The 23,222-nt window shown below is 58.0% G+C and carries 21 protein-coding genes; 12 read left to right on the top strand and 9 right to left on the bottom strand.

All coding sequences use genetic code 11. The features are described from left to right. Window positions 1-40 precede the first annotated feature (40 nt). The 8 genes from D777_RS12700 (at window position 41) to slmA (ending at window position 6,169) form a co-directional block, all read left to right on the top strand. Window positions 41-1,378 carry a peptidylprolyl isomerase gene (locus D777_RS12700; protein WP_036132723.1) on the top strand — a complete coding sequence of 446 codons (1,338 nt, stop codon included), beginning with the start codon at window positions 41-43 and terminating at the stop codon, window positions 1,376-1,378. Next, a complete protein-coding gene (gene pdxA, locus D777_RS12695; RefSeq protein WP_036132721.1) occupies window positions 1,375-2,385 on the top strand; it encodes a 4-hydroxythreonine-4-phosphate dehydrogenase PdxA in 1,011 nt (336 codons plus the stop codon). The genes D777_RS12700 and pdxA overlap by 4 nt, the downstream gene beginning before the upstream one ends. Further along, complete coding sequence (gene rsmA, locus D777_RS12690; RefSeq protein WP_036132720.1) at window positions 2,382-3,215, top strand: 16S rRNA (adenine(1518)-N(6)/adenine(1519)-N(6))-dimethyltransferase RsmA; 834 nt, start codon at window positions 2,382-2,384, stop codon at window positions 3,213-3,215. The genes pdxA and rsmA overlap by 4 nt, the downstream gene beginning before the upstream one ends. Then, window positions 3,208-4,008 carry a symmetrical bis(5'-nucleosyl)-tetraphosphatase gene (locus D777_RS12685; protein ID WP_036132719.1) on the top strand — a complete coding sequence of 267 codons (801 nt, stop codon included), beginning with the start codon at window positions 3,208-3,210 and terminating at the stop codon, window positions 4,006-4,008. The genes rsmA and D777_RS12685 overlap by 8 nt, the downstream gene beginning before the upstream one ends. Window positions 4,009-4,030: 22 nt before the next feature. Beyond that, complete coding sequence (locus D777_RS12680) at window positions 4,031-4,384, top strand: DUF423 domain-containing protein (RefSeq protein ID WP_081849562.1); 354 nt, start codon at window positions 4,031-4,033, stop codon at window positions 4,382-4,384. A 43-nt stretch (window positions 4,385-4,427) separates the two neighbouring features. Continuing rightward, on the top strand, window positions 4,428-4,628 hold the full coding sequence (thiS, locus tag D777_RS12675; protein WP_036132716.1) for a sulfur carrier protein ThiS: 201 nt from the start codon (window positions 4,428-4,430) through the stop codon (window positions 4,626-4,628). Between the two features lie 55 nt (window positions 4,629-4,683). Continuing rightward, on the top strand, window positions 4,684-5,493 hold the full coding sequence (locus D777_RS12670) for a thiazole synthase (RefSeq protein WP_036133097.1): 810 nt from the start codon (window positions 4,684-4,686) through the stop codon (window positions 5,491-5,493). Between the two features lie 88 nt (window positions 5,494-5,581). After that, window positions 5,582-6,169 carry a nucleoid occlusion factor SlmA gene (slmA, locus tag D777_RS12665; protein WP_036132714.1) on the top strand — a complete coding sequence of 196 codons (588 nt, stop codon included), beginning with the start codon at window positions 5,582-5,584 and terminating at the stop codon, window positions 6,167-6,169. A 413-nt stretch (window positions 6,170-6,582) separates the two neighbouring features. Here slmA and D777_RS12660 read toward each other — a convergent pair whose 3' ends face one another. From D777_RS12660 to D777_RS12640, 5 genes are all read right to left on the bottom strand, one after another. Further along, the gene (locus tag D777_RS12660) at window positions 6,583-7,407 is read right to left on the bottom strand and encodes an inositol monophosphatase family protein (RefSeq protein ID WP_036132712.1); all 825 of its coding nucleotides are present in this window, start codon (window positions 7,405-7,407) and stop codon (window positions 6,583-6,585) included. Window positions 7,408-7,460: 53 nt separating this feature from the next. Next, window positions 7,461-8,756: a pyridoxal phosphate-dependent aminotransferase gene (locus D777_RS12655; protein WP_036132710.1), complete on the bottom strand. Its 1,296-nt coding sequence runs from the start codon at window positions 8,754-8,756 to the stop codon at window positions 7,461-7,463. Window positions 8,757-8,901: 145 nt separating this feature from the next. Next, window positions 8,902-10,245 (bottom strand): substrate-binding domain-containing protein, encoded by a 1,344-nt coding sequence (locus D777_RS12650; RefSeq protein ID WP_081849551.1) that lies wholly within the window; start codon window positions 10,243-10,245, stop codon window positions 8,902-8,904. A gap of 110 nt (window positions 10,246-10,355) precedes the next feature. Next, window positions 10,356-10,667 carry a DUF3301 domain-containing protein gene (locus D777_RS12645; RefSeq protein WP_036132708.1) on the bottom strand — a complete coding sequence of 104 codons (312 nt, stop codon included), beginning with the start codon at window positions 10,665-10,667 and terminating at the stop codon, window positions 10,356-10,358. Between the two features lie 49 nt (window positions 10,668-10,716). Continuing rightward, the gene (locus D777_RS12640) at window positions 10,717-12,354 is read right to left on the bottom strand and encodes a methyl-accepting chemotaxis protein (protein ID WP_036132706.1); all 1,638 of its coding nucleotides are present in this window, start codon (window positions 12,352-12,354) and stop codon (window positions 10,717-10,719) included. Between the two features lie 222 nt (window positions 12,355-12,576). Here D777_RS12640 and D777_RS12635 point away from each other — a divergent pair, with 222 nt between their 5' ends. Both D777_RS12635 and D777_RS12630 read left to right on the top strand, forming a co-directional pair. Beyond that, window positions 12,577-14,244 carry a putative bifunctional diguanylate cyclase/phosphodiesterase gene (locus tag D777_RS12635; RefSeq protein ID WP_036132704.1) on the top strand — a complete coding sequence of 556 codons (1,668 nt, stop codon included), beginning with the start codon at window positions 12,577-12,579 and terminating at the stop codon, window positions 14,242-14,244. Window positions 14,245-14,355: 111 nt separating this feature from the next. Next, window positions 14,356-15,330 (top strand): AraC family transcriptional regulator, encoded by a 975-nt coding sequence (locus tag D777_RS12630; protein WP_081849550.1) that lies wholly within the window; start codon window positions 14,356-14,358, stop codon window positions 15,328-15,330. 52 nt (window positions 15,331-15,382) lie between these two features. On the opposite strand, the gene D777_RS12625 is transcribed toward D777_RS12630, so the two are convergent. Both D777_RS12625 and D777_RS12620 read right to left on the bottom strand, forming a co-directional pair. After that, window positions 15,383-18,421, bottom strand: a complete 3,039-nt coding sequence (locus tag D777_RS12625; RefSeq protein ID WP_036132702.1) for an efflux RND transporter permease subunit — start codon at window positions 18,419-18,421, stop codon at window positions 15,383-15,385. Beyond that, window positions 18,421-19,524 (bottom strand): efflux RND transporter periplasmic adaptor subunit, encoded by a 1,104-nt coding sequence (locus D777_RS12620; RefSeq protein ID WP_036132700.1) that lies wholly within the window; start codon window positions 19,522-19,524, stop codon window positions 18,421-18,423. Before D777_RS12620 ends, D777_RS12625 begins: the two co-directional genes overlap by 1 nt. 290 nt (window positions 19,525-19,814) lie before the next feature. Here D777_RS12620 and D777_RS12615 point away from each other — a divergent pair, with 290 nt between their 5' ends. Beyond that, the gene (locus D777_RS12615) at window positions 19,815-20,321 is read left to right on the top strand and encodes a DnaJ domain-containing protein (protein WP_036132698.1); all 507 of its coding nucleotides are present in this window, start codon (window positions 19,815-19,817) and stop codon (window positions 20,319-20,321) included. 4 nt (window positions 20,322-20,325) lie between these two features. Here D777_RS12615 and D777_RS12610 read toward each other — a convergent pair whose 3' ends face one another. After that, complete coding sequence (locus tag D777_RS12610; protein ID WP_051669089.1) at window positions 20,326-21,132, bottom strand: secretin N-terminal domain-containing protein; 807 nt, start codon at window positions 21,130-21,132, stop codon at window positions 20,326-20,328. 350 nt (window positions 21,133-21,482) lie between these two features. Here D777_RS12610 and D777_RS12605 point away from each other — a divergent pair, with 350 nt between their 5' ends. Continuing rightward, the gene (locus D777_RS12605) at window positions 21,483-22,538 is read left to right on the top strand and encodes a 3-deoxy-7-phosphoheptulonate synthase (RefSeq protein ID WP_036132696.1); all 1,056 of its coding nucleotides are present in this window, start codon (window positions 21,483-21,485) and stop codon (window positions 22,536-22,538) included. On the opposite strand, the gene D777_RS12600 is transcribed toward D777_RS12605, so the two are convergent. Then, a complete protein-coding gene (locus D777_RS12600) occupies window positions 22,483-23,154 on the bottom strand; it encodes a LysE family translocator (RefSeq protein ID WP_036132694.1) in 672 nt (223 codons plus the stop codon). The genes D777_RS12605 and D777_RS12600 overlap by 56 nt on opposite strands. Window positions 23,155-23,222: the final 68 nt, after the last annotated feature.

Below are 23,222 nucleotides of genomic sequence, written 5' to 3'. Positions count from 1 at the left end.
GCGGGCATCGCGCTCAGCTAACTTTGATCAAGAGGTGTTTATGAAGGCGACTCTTCGCCAGGGTATTAAGACGTTGCTGATGTTTCTGGCGGTTTCCATTACCACGACGGTGCAGGCCGAGCGCCAGTTGCTGGATCAGGTGGTGGCGATTGTTGAGGACGACGTCATTCTGCAGACCGAGCTGGATGCCAGAATCAACACCATCTCGAACAGGCTCAGTTCCCAGGGTACCGCGTTGCCGCCGAGAAGCATCATGGAACAGCGGGTGCTCGAGCAGCTGGTGACAGAATCCATCCAGCTTCAGCGAGCTGACAGGATGGGGATGCGCATCAGTGACAACGAACTCAACGAGACCATGCGAAACATTGCCCAGCGCAACGGCATGACCATGGCGGATTTTGAGCAGCAACTGGCGGCCGAGGGCGTGACCTACCGTCAGGCCCGTGAACAGATCCGCAACGAAATGCTCACCAGTCGGGTGCAACAGCGGCAGGTGGGTAACCGGGTGCGGGTCACCGACCGTGAAGTGGAAAACTACCTTCAGGCACTGGATGACCGGGGCAGTAATGGTGCGGAGTACCGTCTGGCCTACATTTATATCGAAGTCACGGATCCGTCCAACGAAGAGGCGGTGGCCCGGGCCCGGAGCAAGGCGGAATCGCTCCGCCAGGACATTATGAACGGACGTGATTTCCGTGAGGTTGCCGTTGCTGAATCGGATGCCGCCAACGCGCTCGAAGGAGGCGATATGGGCTGGCGCAGCGAGAGCCAGCTGCCTTCGCTGGTCGCTCCGATCGTACCGGACCTGGCGGTGGGTACGCCGTCTGAGGTTCTGAAGAACAATAGCGGTTTCCACCTGGTCATGGTGATGGATAAGCGCGGCGGTGACCAAAAGAAGGTGATCCAGCAGCATAAGGTCCGCCATATCCTGATCCGGCCGTCCGAGGCGGTACCGGAGGCGCTGGCGGAAGAAAAAATCCGAGATATCTACCAACAGCTCCAGGATGGCGCCGACTTTGCGGAACTGGCCCGGGAATACTCCGATGACCCGGTATCCGGATCGGCTGGCGGTGATCTCGATTGGGTCAGCAAAGGCCAGATGGTACCAGCGTTTGAGCGTGCGATGCTCAATGCCGATATCGGCGAGTTCAAAGGGCCATTCCGCTCTCAGTTTGGCTGGCATATCCTGCAGGTTCAGGAGCGTCGCCAGAGAGACGTCAGCGGTGAGGTCAAAGAGGCCGAGGCCCGCCAGACCATATACCGCCGCAAGTTTGAGACCGAGCTGCAGAACTGGCTGAGGGAAATCCGTGACGAGGCCTTTGTTGAATTCAAGGGTCCGTATGCACCTGAGCCGGAGGCTGAGGGCGAGAACTCATGAATGCGCCCGTCATTCTTGCGCTGACTGCGGGTGAGCCAGCCGGCATCGGGCCGGAGCTGTGCCTGCAGCTGGCGTTGGAAGCGCGGGACGCGGGCATTGTTGTGGTGGCCAGTCGGGCGCTGCTTGAGGCCAGAGCAGAACAGCTGGGCCAGACGGTAGCCCTGCATGACTGGGTGCCTGGTCAGCCAGCGGAAACCGAGCCCGGGCGTTTGTCGGTCCGACATGTGGAAGGCTGCGTTGACTATCAGCCTGGCGTGCTGGATGCCCGAAACAGTGGTTATGTTCTGGAAACCCTGACGGTAGCGGCCAAAGGTTGCCTGGCCGGCGATTTTGACGGCATGGTCACCGCGCCGGTCCACAAGGGTGTCATCAACGACGCCGGCATCGCCTTCAGTGGACACACCGAATTCCTGCAGGAACTGTGTGGTGTGGAGCGGGTGGTCATGATGCTCGCCACGGAAGACTTACGCGTGGCCCTGGTGACCACTCATTTACCGCTCAAAGATGTTTCTGCGGCGATCACGCCAGACCGGCTGTCCCAGGTCAGCCGTATACTGGCGGCGGACCTGAAAACATTCTTCAGCATTGAAAAACCGAGAATTCTGGTGGCTGGCTTGAACCCCCACGCCGGGGAAGGTGGCCATCTTGGTACTGAAGAAATTGATGTCATCGAACCGACTCTGGAAAAGCTCCGGTCGGAAGGCCTCGATTTGGTTGGGCCGTTGCCGGCAGACACCCTGTTTACCCCACACTGGCTGGATCAGGCGGATGCCGCACTGGCGATGTATCATGATCAGGGGCTGCCGGTACTGAAATTTCAGGGGTTTGGCCGGGCTGTGAATATCACCCTCGGCCTTCCCATCGTGCGAACCTCGGTGGATCATGGCACAGCGCTGGATCTGGCCGGTACCGGCAAGGCCGATGCCGGTAGCCTGCATACCGCCATTCGGGTCGGTGCCCAGATGGCCAAGGGCCGTAAAGCCGCCAATCAAGAGAATCAGTTGTGAGCAACAAACACGGACATCAGGCCCGAAAACGTTTCGGCCAGAACTTTCTGCACGATCCCGGTGTCATCGAAAAGATCGTGCGCGCCATCAACCCCAAACCGGACGATGTGATGGTTGAAATCGGTCCCGGGCTTGGCGCACTGACCGAAGAGATTCTCTCTGTTAACCCGGCTTTGCAGGTGGTAGAGCTGGACCGTGACCTGATTCCGGTGTTGCGCACCAAGTTCTTCAACTACCCGGAATTCCGAATCCATGAAGCGGATGCCTTGAAGTTCGACTTCAGCCAGCTGGTCCGGGATGGCAAGCCATTGAGGATTGTCGGCAACCTGCCCTACAACATTTCTACCCCCCTGATCTTCCACCTGCTGGAGCAGGCCGGGGTGGTGCAAGACATGCATTTCATGTTGCAGAAAGAAGTGGTGCAGCGACTGGCGGCAGTCTCCGGGGATAACCACTACGGTCGTCTCGGGATCATGGCCCAGTATTTCTGCAAGGTTCAGCCCCTGTTTGAAGTGGGGCCAGGAGCCTTCAGGCCTGCGCCGAAAGTGGATTCGGCCATCGTTCGGCTGGTGCCCCACGACACCTTGCCGCATCCTGCCCGGGACCTGTCCACCCTCCAGGCGGTCGTCCGGACAGCCTTCAATGCCCGTCGGAAAACCCTTCGCAAGGCGCTGGCGGCCATGGTCACGGTGGATCAGCTGCAGTCTCTCGGTATCAACGATGGCCTCCGCCCGGAGAACCTGAGCCTGGCGGATTTCGTGAAGATTGCGGACCTGGTGTATGACAACAAGTCGAGCGATTCGGAGGCTGAAGAGGTAAGTCATGACTGACTACGCCATTGGCGACATTCAGGGTTGCTATCTGCGGCTGCTGGAGGTCCTGGAACGGGTTGATTTTTCCCCGTCGCGGGATCGCCTATGGGTGGCTGGTGACCTGATCAATCGCGGCCCTTCGTCCCTGGACACCCTTCGATACCTGTCGGGGCTGGGTGACTCTGCCGTCGTCGTGCTGGGTAACCATGATCTGCATCTGCTTGCGGTCGCCCTTGGCGGACACCAGGTTCGCAAGAAAGATACGTTTTCGGACATTCTCGAAGCACCGGACCATGACGAGCTGATTGCCTGGCTGCGCCAGCAGAATCTCTGTATTCATGACCCGGAACGAAACCTGGTGATGGCACACGCCGGCATTCCCCATATCTGGAGTATTGATCAGGGCGTGGCCTGCGCGCGGGAAGTGGAAGCGGTCATTCGCGGGCCGGAGGCGACCGAGTACTTCAGCCATATGTACGGTAACGAACCCGCCCGATGGGATGATAACCTTGCAGGGATGGATCGGTGGCGGATCATCACCAACTACTTTACCCGGATGCGGTTCATTGCCGAGGATGGCACCCTTGAGTTGGCGACGAAGGAATCGGCCGATCACGCTCCCGGAGGGTTTGCGCCCTGGTTCCAATTTGCCCGGCGGGATACTGCCAGGGTGGTGTTTGGCCACTGGGCGGCGTTGGAAGGACAGACCGGCAATGACCAGTTTGTCGGGCTGGACACCGGTTGCGTATGGGGCGGCGCCCTGACCATCATGAACCTGGACACCGGAGAAAAGATTCACTGTGATTGCTGAGCGTGCTCTGAAGTGGCCTGTGGTGCTCGGCGCCATTTGTGCCTTGATCGCGGTGATGGCGGGCGCTTTTGGCGCCCATGGTTTACGGCACATTGTGGATGCGCGGGGGCTCGAGGTATTCCAGACGGCTGTAACCTACCAGATGTACCACGCTCTCGGGCTGATCCTGGTGGGACTTTTAGCTGCGACAGGGTTGAGTCAACGGTTGTTGGGCATCGGTGCTGGCTTTTTCTTCGCGGGGATTGTCTTGTTTTCCGGCAGCCTCTACCTGATCGTTCTCACCGACATCCGCGGGATAGGCCCGATTACGCCGCTCGGTGGTGTCTGTTTCATGGTGGGTTGGATCCTGCTGGCGGTAGCAGCACTTCGCCGCTGAAACCGCGGGCAACACCAACGTCAATCAGAGGTTGAAAGCATCAATGCAAGTTCAAGTGAATGGTGATGCCATGGAGTTGCCTTCCGGCGCCACCGTGGCCACGCTGATCGAACAGATGGCTTTGGCGGGTAAACGCCTGGCCGTAGAAGTGAATGAGGATATTGTGCCCCGCAGCCAGCATCCTGACTTTGTGCTCAGTGATGGTGACCGGGTGGAAGTGGTCCATGCGATTGGTGGCGGCTGACCGTCCGTACCTGCTGAAGCCACGAAACTCCATTTATCAACACTCCAGGAACAACATGAGCGAGACCCCAGCGATTCAGCTTCCCGAAGATAAACCCCTTGAGATTGCCGGCCGGACCTATCAATCACGGCTGCTTGTTGGCACAGGCAAATACCGGGACATGATGGAAACCGGCCACGCCATCGAAGCCAGTGGTGCGGAGATCGTAACCGTTGCCGTTCGCCGGACCAATCTGGGCCAGAATCCGGATGAGCCGAACCTGCTGGACGTGATCTCGCCGGAGCACTACACCATTCTGCCGAATACCGCCGGCTGCTACACCGCCAAAGACGCGGTCCGTACCTGCAAGTTGGCCCGTGAACTCCTGGATGGCCATGACCTGGTCAAACTGGAGGTCCTCGGTGAGGAGAAGACGCTCTATCCGAACATGACCGAAACCCTGGTCGCTGCGGAGGAGCTGATCAAGGATGGCTTCAAGATCATGGTTTACTGTTCCGATGACCCGCTGCTTGCCAAGCGCCTCGAAGAGATGGGCTGCGTGGCCATCATGCCCCTCGGTGCACCCATCGGCTCCGGTCTGGGCATTCAGAACCGCTACAATATCCGCCTGATCGTTGAAAATGCCAGCGTGCCAGTGCTGGTGGATGCTGGCGTGGGAACCGCCTCGGACGCCACCATCGCCATGGAACTGGGCTGTGATGGCGTGCTGATGAACACCGCGATTGCCCAGGCCAAGGATCCGATCCGGATGGCGAACGCCATGCGTCTGGGGATCGAAGCAGGGCGCGAGTCCTACCTGGCAGGCCGGATGCCGAAAAAACTCTATGCGAGCGCATCCTCGCCCATTGATGGCACCTTTTTCTGATCTCGGGCACAATCCCGAATTCCAATAAACGAGGGCTGGCACCGAATGACCGGCCCCGATAACGACTAATCAGCGCTGTACTTCCAACATGACCGACCAGAAACCCAGTCGCCGTGAGGCGATACTCCATGCTTTGGTGGCCCTGCTGGAGCAGGACCCCGGTGCCCGCATCACCACGGCCGGCCTGGCACGCTCCGTCGGCGTTACCGAAGCCGCCCTGTACCGCCATTTTCCCAGCAAGCGGAAAATGTTCGAAGCTCTTATCGAGTTTGCCGAGGAAGCGGTGTTCTCCCGTTGCCAGGTGATCCTTCAGGAGCAGGAGGATGTCCGCACCCGCTTGCAGCAACTCGCCAATCTGGTGTTGGTGTTCTCCGAGCGTAATCCGGGGCTATGCTGCGTGCTCACCGGCGATGCGCTCATGGGCGAAGACGAAGCGCTTCGAAAGCGGGCCTCGCAGTTTTACGAACGCCTGGAAACCCAGATTCGCCAGACCCTCAAGGAAGGTGAAATCCGCCAGGGCCTGCGCCCACGTACCAGCGCTGCCCGCGGTTCTGACTTCGTGATGGTGTTCATAGAGGGCCGTATCCAGCGCTTCGTCCGCTCTTCGTTCTCCCGGTTGCCGTCTTCCGAGTTTGATGAAAGTTGGGGGTTAGTTTCTGAGGCCGTTTGGGGGTGAGCTTGGGTGTTTGCCCTCGGTTCGTAGCCTGAAGGCTGGGGAGGTTGGCAGTGTCGGGAAGGGCGTTTCCGGAACCGCTACGAGCACATCCATGTGCGCTTGACTCCGGCCATCCATGGCCTCCGACATTCCGGAAACGCCCTTCCCGACACTGCTTCTCCGGCATCTCGATATCCGCAAGGAAAAACGTTTTAAACAACCCTCCCGATTAGACTTGCGCCATTCAGCGGTCTGCAATCAACGTAGATTCGGAACGGGTGGGGTGCGCCTCCACAGAATGTTGGAGGCCAAGGACGGCCGGAAACAAGCGCACACGGACGTGCCCGTAGCGGTTCTGTGGAGGCGTGCCCCGCCCGTTCCAGCCCCCACACCTCGAGGGCTTGGGGCAAGATACTAACCGGAAACTCTCAAGCTCATTCGTACCCTGAGGCGGACCGAAGAATAGCGCGGATGGGCTCCCAGATCTCAGGAGCTGAGATCAAAATATCTCGACCCCACAAGTCAGCCGGGTACCCATCCGGCACGTCGCTGAAGTGGCCTGCGGTGGCACCGGCCTCCAGGGCAATCAGGCGGGCGGCGGCGAAGTCCCAGGGGCTGACGTTTTCGTAGTAGATGTCCAGTCGCCCACACGCCACCCAGCAGATATCCAGAGCAGCAGAGCCGATCCGGCGAAGATCGCGGCATTGGTGGATCATGGCATCCAGGCGTTTAACCAGCGGTTCCAGATCGTCCTTGGTGTACGGGAACCCGGTGGCGAAGAGGGACTCGCGGGGCACAGTCGCGCCGCTGTGGGTGATGGAGGAACCATTGAGGGTAGCGCCTCTGCCCCTTGTGGCACGGAAGATTTCAGCGGGGAAAGGTGCGTGAACAACGCCGGCCTGAACCCGGCCCTTCTCGGCGTAGGCAATGGACACGGCGACCTGGGGATGACCATAGGCATAGTTAACGGTGCCATCGATGGGGTCAACGATCCACAGTGGTGTCTCCAGTTCCTCGGCCTGGCTCAGGTCGGGCATGGTTTCTTCGGAAAGAATCCGATGGTCCGGGAACCGTTGCCGGATGGCTCCGGTAATGAACTCGTCCGCCATCACATCGGCGTGGGTTACCAACTCGGTCTGTTTCTTGTAATCGGTGCGCAGAGTGTTTTGTTCACGCTCCTGCTGGATCAGTTCACCAGCCTCACGGGCGAGGGATTCGGCAAAGTCGGTGATGTCGACAAGGGAAACAGGATCGGACATGGCGCCCCCAGGATCTCGAAAATGAGTGAGGGCGCCAGTTTAGCACGGCAGGGTCAGAGGCTGTTCAGCCAGCTCTGCATCTTGTCCATGGCTTTGACCAAACGGGGGCAGGCCTGGGCCACGAAGTCGTCGCCCAGCTCAATCTGTGCGAAATCCCCCGCGGACAGCTTCAGAGCCTCGGCCCCATCGAAGTCCACGAATGCCAGCCGGGCGGCCAGGTGGTCGGGAACAAAGCCGAAGTCACTGGCGGGGAGAATGGCCACGCCGGTGTTTTCCAGCAATGCCTGGCAGAACGCCTGGCTGGTCTTGATGTCTTTCCGGTCCAGTCGTTCCCGGAACGCGGAAAAGTCCGGGAACAGGTAGAAAGCGCCCTGGGGTTTTTGCACGATGGCACCCATATCCGTCATTCGGCGGTGAATGTACTCGCCAATAACTTTCAGAACCCGCCGTGAATGGACCAGGTACTCGTCGATATCCTCACCGCCATTGAATGCGGTAATCGCCGCATACTGGATTGGAGCGCTGGTGGACGTGAAGGTTTCGCTGGCAATGATGGCCATGGCGTCGAGAAGCGGACGAAGTTCCGGCGGGAAGATGAACGACCCTAACCGCCAGCCGCCTGCACCTGCCCATTTGCTCAGGCCGGTGCTGATGATGGTGCCCTCAGGATAATAGCGGGCAATGGACTTGTGCTTGCCCTCGAAGTGAACCTCGCCGTAAATCTCGTCGGAGAGAAGGATCAGCTTGTACTTGCGGGCGACGTTGGCGATGGCCAGCAGCTGATCGTCGGTGTAGGTGCAACCCGTCGGGTTCGAGGGGTAGTTGAGGATCAGGATGCGTGGGCGGGTCGGGTCGTCCCGGCAAATGATGTCGAGCTCCTCGGCAGTGAGCTGCCAATTGTTCTCGGCATGGGTTGGTAACCAGTGCACTGAGCGCCCGATGATGCGAGCCTGTGGCGCATAGGAAACCCAGCTTGGGCGCGGAATCAGCAGGTCGCCGTAGTAAGCGAGTTGAAGAATGAACAACAGTTCCTTGGAGCCGGGGCCAATGAGGACGTCTTCCCAGGAACACCGGGTGCGCTGGCTGCGGTTGATGTAGCCGGCAATGGACTCACGAAGGCCCTTGAGTCCTTTCACGGGCAGGTAGTCTTTTTCGTGAGCATGGGTCTGTAGCGCTTCGACCACACGATCGGGAACCGGGAAAGGAGACTGTCCCAGCCCAAGTTTGATGATGTCTTTTCCTTCGGACTTGAGTTGGTTGCTCAGTTCGTTGATGCGCAGAGTGGATGAAGGCTGGATGCCGCGAACGTTCAGGTTGATTGCAAAGCGGTGGTCTGAGTGTATGTCCATTTTCCCGATCTGTTGGTTGGAAGTGACACCGTCAGTATAGGAAACCCAAACATATCTGTGATCCAGCCAGGGATAGGGGATTGCCGCATTTTGGGTATCGACTTTCGTCGACTGCGTCAGGCCGCCCGGGGGCGGCCTGCTTGGCTCAATGGTTGCGCACCCATACTTCGACGCGACCGTTTCTCTGCTTGCCGGCATTGCCGCCGGCGGTGCCAACAGGCATATAGTGACCGTATCCGGTGTAGGCGACATCGGCGATGCCTTCGGCCTGAAGTGCCTTGCGGACCGACAGTGCGCGGAGCTCTGAGATCATCTGGGCCCGCAGCTCATTGCTCTGTTGGTCCGCAAACCCGATCAGCATCAGGTCGTCGGCTACCAGCCGTTCACTGGCCAGGTAGTCGGCTACCCGCTTCAGGTCCCGTTGGGCCTTGTTATCGAGTTTCGTACGGCCTTCCGAGAAGCGGAAGTTTACAGTCAGGCGACTGTAGTTGGCGGTCAGTCTCTGGAACGTGGCTGGAACAGAGTCGTCAAACTCGGGCCTGACAGCAATCGGGTTCTGCGATATGAATCCGGATCTGGAAACGATGGCCTGTCCCTCTGAACCAAGCACAAACTCCAGAAAATCCGAGGCCATGGCGGTGGTTTCCGGGCCGGGTGTGTACATGAACAGGCGCCGGGCCAGCGGGTAATCCTCGCTTGCGACGGTGAGCTGGTTTGGTTTCAGGGCCGGTGCGTTGCCATCGGAAATGGCGAGAACCTTGCTGTCACGAACAGAAGCCAGGCCTGCAAAGCCGATACCGGCAGGATCCTGGCTGATATCGTCAGACAGCTGGTCATTGGACTCGTAACGTTTGGCTGAGGCATCCAGTTTGTAGGTTTTACCGAGCACCAGGCTCTTGAACGTATCCCAGGTGCCGGAACGGTCATCTCTCGCATACAGGTGGATAGGACGATCGGGGCCGCCCAGTTGCGCCCAGTTTCGGATCTGCCCGGCGAACACTTTGCCGAGGGTATCGATGCTCAACTGATCGACCGGGTTGCTCGGGTGAACCAGTACCGCGAGTCCGTCGATGGCGATAACGTGTTCGCTATCCATGGAGGTCAGGTCTGCGCGTGCTTTCAGTGAGGCAATCTCTGACGCTTTAGCCGGACGCGAGGCTGCCCAGACATCGGCTCGATTCGCGGCCAGGGCCTTGTAGCCGGTACTGGAACCATGAGCGGCCACCAGAACTCTGACTGGTTTGCCATCCACGGAGGTTAGCAGGAGACGCTCGTTTTCCTTGCCATTGGGGCGTGTGGTGACCTTGGTACCCGACGACTGCTGGAGATAGGCCGTCATCAGCATCGGGGCGAGCCGGGCGCCGATGGTGTTGGAACCATGGATCTCCAGATCGTTGGCATGACTGACCAGTGGTAAGCCAAATACCAGCGAGCAGAACAGGGTGAGACGCCGCGCCAGGGGACGCTTGAGGAGTGTGGAGGGCAGCATTCGGAATCCTTCTATCCGGGAAAAATCTGAGAGGCGTCCAGAATGCTACAGAAATATGACAGTCAGGTTTCAGCCCTGTAACGGATTGTTTCTCAAAAGGTAATGCAGGCTCAAAACCGATGAGGCTCCAGTTCCATGTGCAGAATGCGCTGACCAAGCATGATGACTCGACCGGTATACCGTTCTTCGCCGGTTGAGGTGAAATCAAACAGGAATCGGCGCCAGACCCGGAGCTTGCCCTCCGGGTCCCGCTTGAACCAGAGTCCCCGGAGGTAGACGGCATCATCCAGCAGCATAACGTCCATGGTCTCGCAGTACTGCTTTGCTGCCTGGAGAACAAAATCCTTGATGGCTTTTGCCCGCCACCAGTACCAGATGCTGGTGGCGGCCACAAAAAGCCAGAACAGGGTTGATAGTGTCACGGTCGATCTTATCGGTCATGTCAGAGGGCAAATGGATCGTCAGACTACCCTATTGCGCAGGCTCGGGGAATCGCTGGTGTTTATCCCGATGTTCTTCGGAGCCGGGAATCAATGTGTCGCAGAGCATCTGGAGGAAGTGACTGGTCAGCAGCTGCGCCTGGTCGACGTTACTGCCCAACTGTTCCGATTCTTCTCGGGCGCTTTCACTGCTCTTGACCGAGTCATTGCCGAGATCAATCAACCGGGTGGCCTGACGCTCTACCTGCAGGCTCAAGGCGGATTGTTCCTCCGTTGCGCTCGCGACTTCCTGTGCGCAGTCGGAAATCACTGATACATCGGTCATCGTCGCGTCCAGGGCCTCGCTGGCTTCCAACGCGACGGCGGCGGTTTCCTCACAGCAGGATACGCCGTTGTTTATGACATCCACGACAGCGCGTGTTTCCTGCTGGAGCGTGGCGATCATCTCATCGATCTGCCGGGTTGACTCGTGGGTGCGTTGTGCAAGCCCACGTACCTCGTCCGCGACCACAGCAAAGCCTCGGCCTGATTCTCCCGCCCTGGCGGCCTCGATGGCTGCGTTCAGTGCCAGCAGGTTGGTTTGCTCGGCAATGCCGGAGATCACCTCAAGAACCAGACCAATGGAGTCGCTCCGTTCGGCCAGGCGGTCAATGCGCTGATTGGCGGTGGCGAGCTGGGTTTCCAGGCCAGAAAGCGCCTGATTCATAATGGACATGCGGTCTCTGCACATATCTGCAGAGCGATGGGCATTGTGGGTGGCTTCGTGTGTCTGGGATGTCAGTTCACTCACCCGGGCAACGCTCTCCCCGAGGGCGGCAAAGGCCCGGGTAATATCCTGGATATCATCCTGCTGGCTGCGGATGCTGGCCACTGAATTTGAGACCCACTCCATGGTGCGCTGCTTGCGTCCGTGGAGTTTATCGATGTTTGAGTGCATGCGGGCTGAGACCGCCCTGAGGGTCGCATTTCGCTTTTGCCGGTCGAACTCGATCCAGGCGCCCTCGTCACGCCTTCCGGTATAGATCCAGGGCATGGCGGGGTGGGCATCGCAGCAGGTATCGCGCGCGATTCTGAGTGTGGGCCGTGCGAGCCAGTACAGCACCGAAAATACCAGGAAAATAAGGGCCTGGGTTGCCACCATGACACCCGGTGCCAGGTGATGGGCGGTCAGGGCGCCTACCCCTCCCGCCAGCACCAGCCACAGAGTCATGAGCTTGAGCGTGAGCGGAGGGCTGGTGGCGAGGAATCGCCTGGAGATGACACCCTGGTTCCAGGCTTTGTAGACCTGCTCAGCTCTGTCGATCTGGGCCTGAGTCGGTAACGTTCGGACCGACTGAAACTCAACGATTTGTCCGTGTTTTCTGATCGGGGTGACAAACGCGTCCACCCAGTAGTGATCGCCGTTCTTGCAACGATTTTTGACCATGCCGCGCCATGAATCGCCGGCTTTGATGGTTTCCCACAGGTGTTTGAAGGCGCCCTCTGGCATGTCCGGATGTCGGATGATGTTGTGAGGCTGGCCTACCAGTTCATCAATCTCGAACCCGGCGACCTCGGCAAACTCTGTGTTTGCTGCGGTAATGCGGCCTTTGATATCCGTAGTGGTAATCAGGTGATAGTGCGGTGGGTAGCGTCTCTCTTTCCCGCTGACGGGTTCATTTCTGCGCATAGCCGATTCTTCCAGCTGGATCGTGTTTTATTGTCGGTTCACTATGGTTGAAACCTGACGCAGGGGTATCCCTATATTGCAAAAGTGCCGATATTGAGGTGGGTTACACGACATATCGACCAATTAATAAGAGCTTTTTGCAGTAAATGGCTAGGTTGATGGGAATACCCCCGTATTCTGGGTGTGGGTCAGCAGTTCGTCAGTGACAGGGAGTTTTTGACCATGCCCGTACTACAACAAAAAGATTTCAAGGCACTGGTGGATGTTCACCCGCGCGCCATCATGTTGGCGACGACCGAACCCAGAATCGCCTATGTGAATGACATGTTTCGATCGGTGACGGGATACCGTTCTGACGAGGTCGTTGGACAACCACCATCGGTGCTGAGCTCCGGGCTCCATTCCGTGGATTTCTACGAGTCCATGTGGAGCAGCCTCTCGGGATCGGGGCGCTGGGATGGCCTGATCTGGAATCGCCGCAAGAATGGGGAAACCTACCCTCAATGGTTAACCATTTATCCGGTCAGATTTCAGGGCAGAGACTTTTTTGCCGGTGTGTTTATGGATCTGGGTGACATCACCGCCTGCGATGAGAGACTGGCGTCCCTTGCGTATTACGATCCTTTGACTGAACTGCCCAACCGGTCTCTTTTTCAGGAATTCCTGAGGGCCCGGGTTTCCCGTCGCCAGTTGGACGCCGAGGGCTTTGGCGTGCTTTTCATTGATCTGGACTTTTTTAAATCAGTCAATGACCTGCATGGACATGACTGCGGAGACCGGGTACTCCAGCAAGCCGCGAAAAACATCCGGGGGGTGTTGCGCGAGGGTGATGTGGTCGCGAGGCTGTCCGGAGACGAGTTCGCCGTGATTGCAGAACTTAACTCGGAAGTCGGGCTTGACCATGTCTGCCAACGAGTGGCCCTGGCGTTTGAACAGCCGGTTAAAGACCTGGGGCATGAGTACTTTCTTTCGGTTTCGGTCGGAGCCGCTCTGTTCCCGCAGCACGGCCGAACCGGTAGCGAGCTGCTCCAGAATGCCGACAGTGCCATGTATATGGCCAAGCTTGCGGGGCGCGCCTGTTACCGAATCTACTGTGCTGGAGATTCCGAACAGGGTCGTTATGAGCAACGGCTTTCGGAAGCGCTTGTTGTCTCCCTGAAAACGGCACCGGAAGAGTTCAATGTCGTCTATCAGCCCCAGTACCATTTGGCGTGCGGCTCTGTCGTGGGTATCGAAGCATTGCTGAGGTGGGAGCATCCTGAATTGGGCTCGGTTTCTCCGGCCGATTTTATTCCCATCGCAGAGCAACGTGGTCATATCCATGAGCTCACGGAGCAGCTGGTGAGGTGCGTGATCCATGACCTGCCGGACACTGTGGATGACGTCGTGCACGGATTGCGTCTGGCTATCAATATTTCCGCTCGCCAGATTACCGATGCTCGGCTTGACGCTGCGCTGAAGCCTTTGTTCGAGCAAATTGGGCGCATCGGCTGGCAGCTGGAAATAGAGATCACAGAAACCCATATGATGAACCTGTCGAAAGCGAGTCTTGGCCGACTGGAGGCATTCGGGGCCCAGGGGGTGAAGATAGCCATTGACGATTTTGGAACGGGCTACTCCTCATTGGCGTATTTGCATGCATTGCCCGTTGATACTCTCAAGATTGATCGGCAGTTTGTCCGCAGACTGGGAGAAGAGCATGCCGATGCCCGCATTGTCTCCGCTATTCTGGGTATTGCAGATGCCCTGGGGTTGGAGGTTGTCGCAGAGGGCATAGAGCATGCGCAGCAACTGGCACAACTGAGAGACTTTCGCTGCCATCGAGGGCAAGGCTTTCTTCTGGCCAGGCCGGCTCCCTGGAGGGAAATAAAGGCGCAGCTGATTGATTAAAATCAAAGCTTGGGCAGAAAGGTGACGAATCGTTCAGGCTTTGCAATATATGGCTTGGTGATGCCTCCCTGGTGCAGGAATATGAGGAAATTTTTGATATTCCTCACTGTTATGCCTAATGAATTTCCAGTCTTGGAGCTGGCGTCGTACCTGAGGCTGAATCGAGCATCCCCTGGGGAATGGCTGGCGGCTGCGAAGGTGCTTTCCGGTTGTGATGACCTGGAGTGCAGACCCCATGGTAATCCTGCCACGATTGGCGCGATTGCCTCTCTTGAGGTTGAGGGTGGAAGTGTTACCGTACTGCACGCCACCCATGGATTTGATCTGTCCGGATGCCGGAATATCGGCCCGAAGATGGTGTTGCCCCTCAGTGGCGTTGCGGAATTCTCCGTCCTTGGGAGGCGATGGCAGCCTCTTGATGGTCTTGCCATAGTCTACCCGCATGCTCTCTCTTCCATTCGCATGGCGCCTGAGAGCCAACTGCTCATTGTCAGGCCGGATCCCGCGTTGTCCGTTGGCAACATTCAGGCGTCGAGTCGGATTCCTGCGTTGGAAGTGACCCGTCTTCTGGAGCACTATCTTAATCAGGCCCGCTTCTTCCGTGACCACCGACATGCGGAAAGTCAGACCGCGAGTATGCTCTGCACTCTGGTGGGGGTGTTGTGCGGAGATAAGCCTGACTCAATGCCTGGCCCGCAGGCCAGTGACCGAAGGGTCCTCAGGGTCATCGAGAAGATTGATGGTGATGCGAATTGGGAATTCGATCTGAAGGAACTCGCGATGCATTCGGGCGTGAGCGAACGTAACCTGTATTACCTGATGAAGCGCCAGACGGGGATGACGCCCTATCGGTATTTCCAGCGCAGCCGATTGATCCGTGTTCGTCGGCGACTGGTGGACTGTCAGTGTGAGACGCCTCACATCTCATGGTATGCGGCGGATGAGGGGTTCACCCATCTAGGCCGATTCGCGGCGCTGTATCGCGAACATTTTGGTGAGCTCCCGAGTGAGACGGTCCAGTGGCGGAGAAGACTGCCTGATGGACACGAAGTACCGGTCACCAGCGAGCAGACCGCCGGGGTATAAAAAAGCCCGGTTCGCTTGTGCGCGAGCCGGGCTTTTTTGTGACTGCCGCGGGTCAGTGCGTTTCGCTGTTGTGATCCCGTGCCAGCAGGATGTAGAACGCCGGCAACACGAACAGGGTGAACAAGGTACCGATACCCAGGCCCGCGCTGATGGTTAGCCCGATGGCAAAACGACTCTCGGCACCGGCGCCGATGGCGATCAACAATGGCACCATGGCAAAGATCAATGCCAGGGAGGTCATGATGATCGGGCGCAGTCGGATCGCCGCCGCCTCGATCACAGCCTTGACCTTGTCCATACCTTTCTCGATCTGCAGCTGATTGGCAAATTCCACGATCAGAATGCCGTTCTTCGATACCACGCCGATCAGGGTGATCAGACCTACCTGGGTGTATATGTTCATCGTTGCAAAGCCAAGCACGATGAACGCCATGGCACCCGCCACAGACATGGGTACGGAAACCAGGATGATGAACGGATCCCTCCAGCTTTCAAACTGAGCAGCCAGAACCAGGTAGATCACCAGCAGTGACAGGAAGAAAGTTACGATCAGGGCGCTTCCCTGGTTGGCCAACTGTCGACTCTGGCCGGTGTAGTCAAAGCTGAAGCCCTGGGGGAATACGTCTCCGGCGGTTTTTTCCATGAACTCCATGGCGGAACCGGCAGCAACACCCGGCATGACGACTCCCTGAAGCGTCAGGGAATTCTGCTGGTTAAACTGGGTGCGGTTGGACGGCTCTACATCACGGGTGAAGCTGACAACGCTGCTCAACGGAATCAGGTCGCCGGTATCGGCGCGGATGTAGTAGTCATTCAGCGCCTGTTCATCCAGGCGAAAATTCTGGTCCACCTGTGGAATAACCTGATAGGAGCGGCCTTCCATGCTGAAGCGGTTGATGTAGCCGCCGCCCAGCATACTGGACAGCGCTTGCCCGACGTCCTGCATCGACAGGCCAAGGTCCGCGACACGATCCCGGTCCACGTTGATGCGTGTCACCGGGCGATCGAAGTTGATGGACTTCTGCAGGAACATGAAATTACCGCTCGCCATGGCCTTGCCCAGCAACTCATCGGCAACCTGATCGAGCTGGTCATAGCTGTTGCCTGTCGTGATCACGAACTGGAACGGTAGCCCGCCCCCGGAGCCCGGAAGGGATGGCCTGGGGAAAACCGCAGTCTGCAGACCGGTGACCTTTTTCAGCTCCGCATCCAGCATCGGTTGAACCTCAAACTGGCTGATATCCCGCTGGCTCCAGGGGGCCAGCTTGAAGCCGCCGAACACGGCATTTGGGCTAGTGATGCCGAGGATCATGAAGTCCTCGTTGTAGCCGGGGACAGCCGACATGCGCTCCTGTACTTCATCACCGTGTTCCCGCAGGTAATCGAGCGTCGATGTCTGGGGGCCGAGGCCCTGGTAGAACAAAATTCCCTGGTCTTCCGTGGGCGCCAGTTCGTTCTGGCTCATCATCAACATGAAGTAGATCGATGCGAGTACGACCACGGCAAAGAAGACCACCACGGACTTGGTTTCCATGAGAGAGCTCAGCGCGGTTTTGTAGCCGTTGGAAAGTCCATTAAAGGCTTTTTCAACCAGTTGCTCGAACTTGCCCGGATCGCCGTGAGGCTTGAGGATTTTGCCCGACAGCATGGGCGAAAGGGTCAGGGCCACGATGCCGGATATTACAACGGTACCCGCCAGGGTGAATGCGAATTCGGTAAACAGGGAGCCTACCAATCCGCCCATGAAGCCGATCGGAGCGTACACGGCAACCAGCGTGGTGGTCATGGCAATGATCGGCACCGCCATTTCCCGGGCGCCATTGATGGCTGCATCCATTCTGGACTCGCCATGTTCGATGTGCCGGTGGACGTTTTCGACCATGATGATGGCGTCATCGACTACCAGGCCGATGGCAAGAACCATCGAGAGTAACGTCAGGAGGTTCAGGGAGAAGCCGAACATCAACATGATGAAAGCCCCGCCGACCAGGGACAGTGGCACCGCAACAGACGGCACCACCGACGCCCGGACTGAGCCAAGGCACAGGAATACCACCACCAGGACGATGATCAGGGCCTCGAACAGGGTCTTGATCACCTCGTTGATGGAGTCTTCGATAAAGTCGGATGCATCGTAGGCGAGTCGAACCTTGAGTCCCGATGGCAGCTGCGACTCGATGTCGGGCAGCTCTGCCTTGACCAGATCGGCAACGGTCAGCGGGTTGGCGCCCGGAGCGAGCTCAATCGCGACATAGGTTGCCGGCTGGCCCTTGTACAAGGCCAGTTGGTCATAGCTCTCAGAACCCAGTTCGACACGGGCGATATCCTGGAGGCGAATCTGTGTGCCGTTAGCCTGTTTAACCACCAGGTTGCGGAACTCGTCCGGGTCCGCCACATCGGTATCGCTGGTCATGCTGATTTCGGTATACCGGCCTTTGGTGTTGCCGACAGCAGCCTGATAGTTATTGGCGCGGAGTTTTCCGACCACTTCTGTCGGCGTCATGTCCACTGCCGCCAGGCGCTCTGGATCGAGCCATACCCGCAGGGCAAATTTTCGGCCCAGAAGTTCCGCTTTACCAACACCGGACAGGGCCTGGAGCTTGGGCTGAACAACCCGAGTCAGGTAGTCGGTGATCTGAGGAACGGCCAGCTCTGTGCTGTAGAACGCAATGTACATCAGAGCCGTTGAGTCGCCGGTTGTGGATGTGATGACAGGATCCTGGGCTTCTGCTGGCAAGACGTTGCGCTGGCTGGCGACCTTGGCCTGTATTTCGGCGAGTGCGGCGTTAGCGTCATAGTTGAGCACCATCTTCGCTTCGATGGTGGAGCGGCCCTGAGAACTGGTGGAGGTCAGGTAATCAATGCCGCTGGCTTCCGCGATGGCCTGCTGCAATGGGGTTGTGATGAAGCCCTTGATCAGGTCGGAGCTGGCACCAGGGTACGCGGTTGTTACCGTGACGGTGGTGCTTTCCAGTTCAGGATACTGACGTATCTCCATTTCCATGGCCGCCCGGGCGCCGAGCAGCAGAATCAGGAGGCTGACCACCGTCGCCAGCACCGGACGGTGGATAAATATGTCGGTGAATCGCATTATTCAGAGTCCTCCTGGGACTGCTCGTCTCCTTCCTGGATGACGACGCTCTGGCCGGCTCGCAGGCGCAGGAGGCCTTTGGCGACCACTGTTTCACCTGCCTCAAGCCCGGACATGACCGCCACCCGGCCATTTCGGGTTTCACCGGAGACAATGGTGCGCCGATTGACTACCTGCTGGCCTTCGTCATTGTCTGCCACAACAAAAACGAAATCGCCGTAGGTGTTAAAAGAAACGGCGGTGCGTGGCACAGTAACGACCTCGTTGTCTTGAGGTTGCTGGGTCTGGATCGTGGCAAACATACCGGGTCGCAGAAGTCCCTTGGGGTTCTCGAGGGTGGCCCGGATGCGAACGGTACGAGTCTCCGGATTAACGGAGGTATTGATGGCGCTGACGCTGCCCTCAAATTGTTGATCGGGCACAGCGGCAACGGTCACTGCGACGGGATACCCGGTCGCAACGTTCGGGAGGTTCTTCTCGGAGAGGGTGTAATCGACGTAAATCGGATCCAGCATGTTGACCTCGACAATGGAGGTGCCGGTGGCGATGTATTCACCCTGATCGACCATGCGGATGCCGAGCGTTCCGTCAAACGGTGCGCGGATGATCTTTTTGCTGAGTTGCGCCTCGGCTTCGTTCACCCGAGCCTTGGCAGCGTCGTAGTTGGCCTTGGCTTCGTCGTACTGGGACTGGGAAACGGCACGCTTGGGCAGCAGGTCAGACACTCGTTTGAACTCCTGTTGTGCGAGCTGGGCCTCGGCACGACGGGTTCTCAGTGCGGCTTCATCGATGGCAGAGTCGATCCTGATCAGGACATCTCCCTGCTTGACGCGGTCGCCGGACTCGAAGTTGATCTCTTCGACAACACCGGCGACTTCGTTGGCGATCTCGATTCCATTGACCGCTTCAATACTACCAACGGCCTTGATGCTGGGAGTCCACTGCTCGGTGGTGGCGCGGGTCGCAGAAATCTGAGCCGGCGGCTGGGGTTGGCTCATCTGTTTCTGAAACTGGCCGAACTGGTAGATTTTATAGCCGAAGATTCCACCAAGGACGATGCCAAGGAAAATGATAACGATCACGAAACGGGAGGCGGTGCGCATAGTTCAGTTCCTGGGAATCGGTATTGTGTCTGGTATTAAGCAACAGGGGACGGACAACGAGGACCCGCATTCCCTTGCCGATCAAGTTAGGCCGCAGGAAGGCGGCCTTGTTAGATTAATTGTATGTTACGAATGATAGCATCCTATAAAACAATGGTAATGCTTGTCACCGGTTTGTCAGTAAATCGGGTTAGAAATCATTTCTGATCGTTTTTCTGTCGTCTGGCGACTGGCATTTTCCCAGGTTACGGTGACAAAATTACGACTCCAATCAGTCCAGGGATCAATGCATGCAGTGGATTCTCGGTATCGCGCTTGCAGCGGCCGTTTTTGTGATTCTGAAACAGTGGGGCGCCCTGACGCCGGAAAAGAAAAAATCCGCTGCCTGGAAAACGGCGTTGGTGGTCGGTGGTGCCCTGTTGCTGTTCATGGTGCTGACCGGCAGAGTGCACGTGCTGACTGCTGCCGTCGCTGCCGTGTTACCTCTGCTCAGGAAGCTGCCGGCCTTGATTCACCACATTCCAACCTTCAGACGTTTCATGGGAGCATCAGGCGCCCGGGGGGATGGGCACAGCCACGGAACAAACGGTGGCAATGAAAATGACCGATCGGACGCCATGTCTGAAAGCGAAGCCTGTGATGTTCTCGGTGTTCAGCCGGGCTGCTCCGAATCAGAGATTGTGGCGGCGCACCGCCGGCTGATTCAGAAGCTTCATCCCGATCGCGGCGGCAACGATTACCTGGCGGCCAAAATCAACGAGGCCAAAGCCACCCTGCTTAAGAAATACCGGGCCTGAGTCTTCAGGGCAGCAGCTCCACTTTCACCTCAAAGCGGCGGTTCTCCTGCCGGTTTCCCTTAACGCTGTACGTGATTCCGGACTCGCGGTTCCTGGTCTCCGTGGAGGTGCTGCCAAGCGACACCCATTGGCCTGGTTCCACGCGGCGAATGGTCATCAGGGCCTCCGTTTCATAGCCAGGCATGGCGGCCGGGTCTTCTTCAAATGACACGATGTTCAGTTCGATGGCGCGATCGGAAATAACCTGGGGGCTGACCAGAAATCCACTGCGGGTCTCGACCTGCTGCAGAACCGCTGCTGGATTACGCCCGCCCCGAACGACGAACGGCAGGGTTCGAACCTTGCCTGAGGTGATGTGAGCCGACTGACCGTCCTGGACAATCAGTGAGCGCACCCGTTGGTTGCCAGTGGTGATGACCTTGCGTTCCACCGACACGCCGATGCGGTCGTTTGAAGCACTCACGCCGGCGCCGGACTGCTTGCCTCCGATATCTTCGCTGGAACGCACACTGATCCTGAGCTGGGTCGGTGCGACATCCATGGTGTCGATCAGGGTGCTGATCTCATCCAGTAAGGCTGGCTCGCCGCGAATCACAAGCTGGGCTCCCCGGGCGGTGAGCGTGATTGGCGTGTTCTGGTATAGCGTCCTGATCTGGTTGGCGATGTCCTCGGCCGGGCGGTTTTTGAGTTCGTAGACCCGGGCTTCGGCGAGCGCATCAGAGCTTGCCAGGAGCGTTCCCGCAAGCAGGACAAGCGCCATAACAAGCGATATTGGACGGGCTGTCGCGGCGGTTCTTGGAATCGAATGCATTGGATCTCCTGGAAAGGTGCCGGGAAAAAATCCGGATCACGGGTTGCCAACGGGAAAACAGCAGGTATATATTGAAAAGCATGAAGACGACACACGCGACCTGTCAATTGAATGTTCTGCAAGCTTTCGGTGAAAAACCGATGGCGGCGGTCGCGTCTGTGTTTTTTTGGTGGTTTGGTTATGGCTTTTATTTTAGCCACAGCCCGGGCCGCCCCTAAGCTCTTCATCGACCGAACATAGAGGAAGGCAGCCCGGCAGATATCCAGGCTGCCACCGGACTCGAAAAGCCCCGACTGGTAGCCCAGCCGGGGCTTTTTTGATTCTGATACAGGGAAAACGGGACCGCCGACATGAACATGCCTTTAAGCACCGATGCGCTGACGCAGCCAGAGTCCGAAACAGGGATTCACCAACGTCAGGAAATGACTCTGCCCACCCCCCGGGAGTTGAACCAGCAGCTGCCGCTGGATGAGACAATACGTTGTCAGGTGCGGTCGCACCGGGATGCCGTCCGCCGTATTCTCAGGGGAGAGGATAGCCGCACCCTGATCGTGGTCGGTCCATGCTCCATTCACGATGAAGTTGCCGCCCTGGAGTACGGCGAGAAGCTGAAGGCGCTTTCCGACGCGGTGAGCGACCGTTTCCTGATTGTCATGCGGGCCTACCTGGAAAAGCCGAGAACCACGGTTGGATGGAAAGGGCTTTTGTATGATCCGGAGCGCACGGGCTCCGGAGATCTCCGCGAAGGTCTGGTGCGTTCCCGTCGTTTGCTGCTCAACCTGGCCCGCATCGGATTACCGCTGGCCACGGAAGCGCTCAGCCCGCTGGTCATGGATTACCTGGGGGATCTGGTGACCTGGACGGCCATTGGCGCCCGAACTACTGAATCTCAGGTCCATCGGGAAATGGTCAGTGGCTTGCCGATGCCGACAGGCTTCAAGAACGGAACGGATGGCAGCATCGGTGTGGCGGTGAATGCCATGAAGTCGGCAGCCCATGCTCATCACCACCTTGGACTGTCGGCATCGGGTGCGCCGGCGATGATTACGACGCCGGGCAATCCCGACACGCACCTTGTGCTTCGGGGTGGACGCGGCATCACCAACTATGACGCCGACAGTATACGCTCAGCCGTCAGGACCCTGGTGGATTCGGGGCTTTCCTCCGCGATCATGGTGGATTGCAGTCACGACAATGCCTGCAAAGTGGCGGAGCGCCAGGCAGACATTGCCCGTGAAGTCATGGCAGAGCATGAAGGTGGCTTGCATCAAGTTCGTGGGCTGATGCTGGAGAGCTTCCTGGAACCGGGGCGCCAAGACGACGGTGCTGATCTGCTCTATGGTTGTTCGATTACCGATCCATGTCTGGGATGGGAGCAGACTGAGGCTCTGATCCGCTCACTGTAGAGAAAAGCAGTTGCCCGGCGAGAAGAATCAGGACGCCTCCCATGACCCGATCCAGCCAGTGGCCGAACCGGTTAAAGGCCCGGCGGACACCGGGCAGGGTGAAAAAGACTGCGACCATGGCAAACCACAGAGCCGTCGCTGCGGCCATGTATAGACCATAACCCGCCTGAACCATTACCGGCGTTCCTGGGCTGATCACCACAGAGAACAGGGAGACAAAGAACAGTGTGGCTTTCGGGTTCAGGGCATTGGTGAGAAAGCCCAGACGCAGTGCTGCCCAAGAAGACTGAAGGTCGCCTGGCGTGGTTTTCACGTCAATGTCGGATGCGCGGGAACGCAGACACTGGATGGCAATCCAGGTGAGGTAAAGGGCGCCAATGATTTTCAGAACACTGAACAGCCAGATTGACTGCTGAATGATAAAGCCGATGCCAAGGAGCGAATAGCCGACGTGAACCAGAATGCCCAGGCCCACGCCCAGGGCGGTCAGTAGCGCCTTGCCGCGAGTCTGGCTCAAAGCCTGTCTGAGCATGACCGCGAAATCCGGACCCGGGCTTGCAACGGCAAGCAGGTGCACCAGCGCCACGGTAAGGAATTCCGGCCAATAATTCTGCACGTCGCTGTCTCCTGATTCAGACGGGGTTAACGTGCAGAGCTTAAGCCATTTTTTAATCTATGTCCTCA

The organism is Marinobacter nitratireducens, assembly GCF_000708045.1.
Lineage (GTDB): Bacteria > Pseudomonadota > Gammaproteobacteria > Pseudomonadales > Oleiphilaceae > Marinobacter > Marinobacter nitratireducens.
Note: the sequence above shows the minus strand (reverse complement) of the source record. Positions and strands in the feature narration are given on the sequence as shown.

Excerpts from the sequence above, each read along its gene's own strand:
- D777_RS12700 (WP_036132723.1), top strand. The coding sequence starts at position 41 with ATGAAGGCGACTCTTCGCCAGGGTATTAAGACGTTGCTGATGTTTCTG.
- pdxA (WP_036132721.1), top strand. The coding sequence starts at position 1,375 with ATGAATGCGCCCGTCATTCTTGCGCTGACTGCGGGTGAGCCAGCCGGC.
- D777_RS12685 (WP_036132719.1), top strand. The coding sequence starts at position 3,208 with ATGACTGACTACGCCATTGGCGACATTCAGGGTTGCTATCTGCGGCTG.
- thiS (WP_036132716.1), top strand. The coding sequence starts at position 4,428 with ATGCAAGTTCAAGTGAATGGTGATGCCATGGAGTTGCCTTCCGGCGCC.
- D777_RS12670 (WP_036133097.1), top strand. The coding sequence starts at position 4,684 with ATGAGCGAGACCCCAGCGATTCAGCTTCCCGAAGATAAACCCCTTGAG.
- slmA (WP_036132714.1), top strand. The coding sequence starts at position 5,582 with ATGACCGACCAGAAACCCAGTCGCCGTGAGGCGATACTCCATGCTTTG.
- D777_RS12660 (WP_036132712.1), bottom strand. The coding sequence starts at position 7,407 with ATGTCCGATCCTGTTTCCCTTGTCGACATCACCGACTTTGCCGAATCC.
- D777_RS12655 (WP_036132710.1), bottom strand. The coding sequence starts at position 8,756 with ATGGACATACACTCAGACCACCGCTTTGCAATCAACCTGAACGTTCGC.
- D777_RS12650 (WP_081849551.1), bottom strand. The coding sequence starts at position 10,245 with ATGCTGCCCTCCACACTCCTCAAGCGTCCCCTGGCGCGGCGTCTCACC.
- D777_RS12640 (WP_036132706.1), bottom strand. The coding sequence starts at position 12,354 with ATGCGCAGAAATGAACCCGTCAGCGGGAAAGAGAGACGCTACCCACCG.
- D777_RS12635 (WP_036132704.1), top strand. The coding sequence starts at position 12,577 with ATGCCCGTACTACAACAAAAAGATTTCAAGGCACTGGTGGATGTTCAC.
- D777_RS12630 (WP_081849550.1), top strand. The coding sequence starts at position 14,356 with ATGCCTAATGAATTTCCAGTCTTGGAGCTGGCGTCGTACCTGAGGCTG.
- D777_RS12625 (WP_036132702.1), bottom strand. The coding sequence starts at position 18,421 with ATGCGATTCACCGACATATTTATCCACCGTCCGGTGCTGGCGACGGTG.
- D777_RS12620 (WP_036132700.1), bottom strand. The coding sequence starts at position 19,524 with ATGCGCACCGCCTCCCGTTTCGTGATCGTTATCATTTTCCTTGGCATC.
- D777_RS12615 (WP_036132698.1), top strand. The coding sequence starts at position 19,815 with ATGCAGTGGATTCTCGGTATCGCGCTTGCAGCGGCCGTTTTTGTGATT.
- D777_RS12610 (WP_051669089.1), bottom strand. The coding sequence starts at position 21,132 with ATGCATTCGATTCCAAGAACCGCCGCGACAGCCCGTCCAATATCGCTT.
- D777_RS12605 (WP_036132696.1), top strand. The coding sequence starts at position 21,483 with ATGAACATGCCTTTAAGCACCGATGCGCTGACGCAGCCAGAGTCCGAA.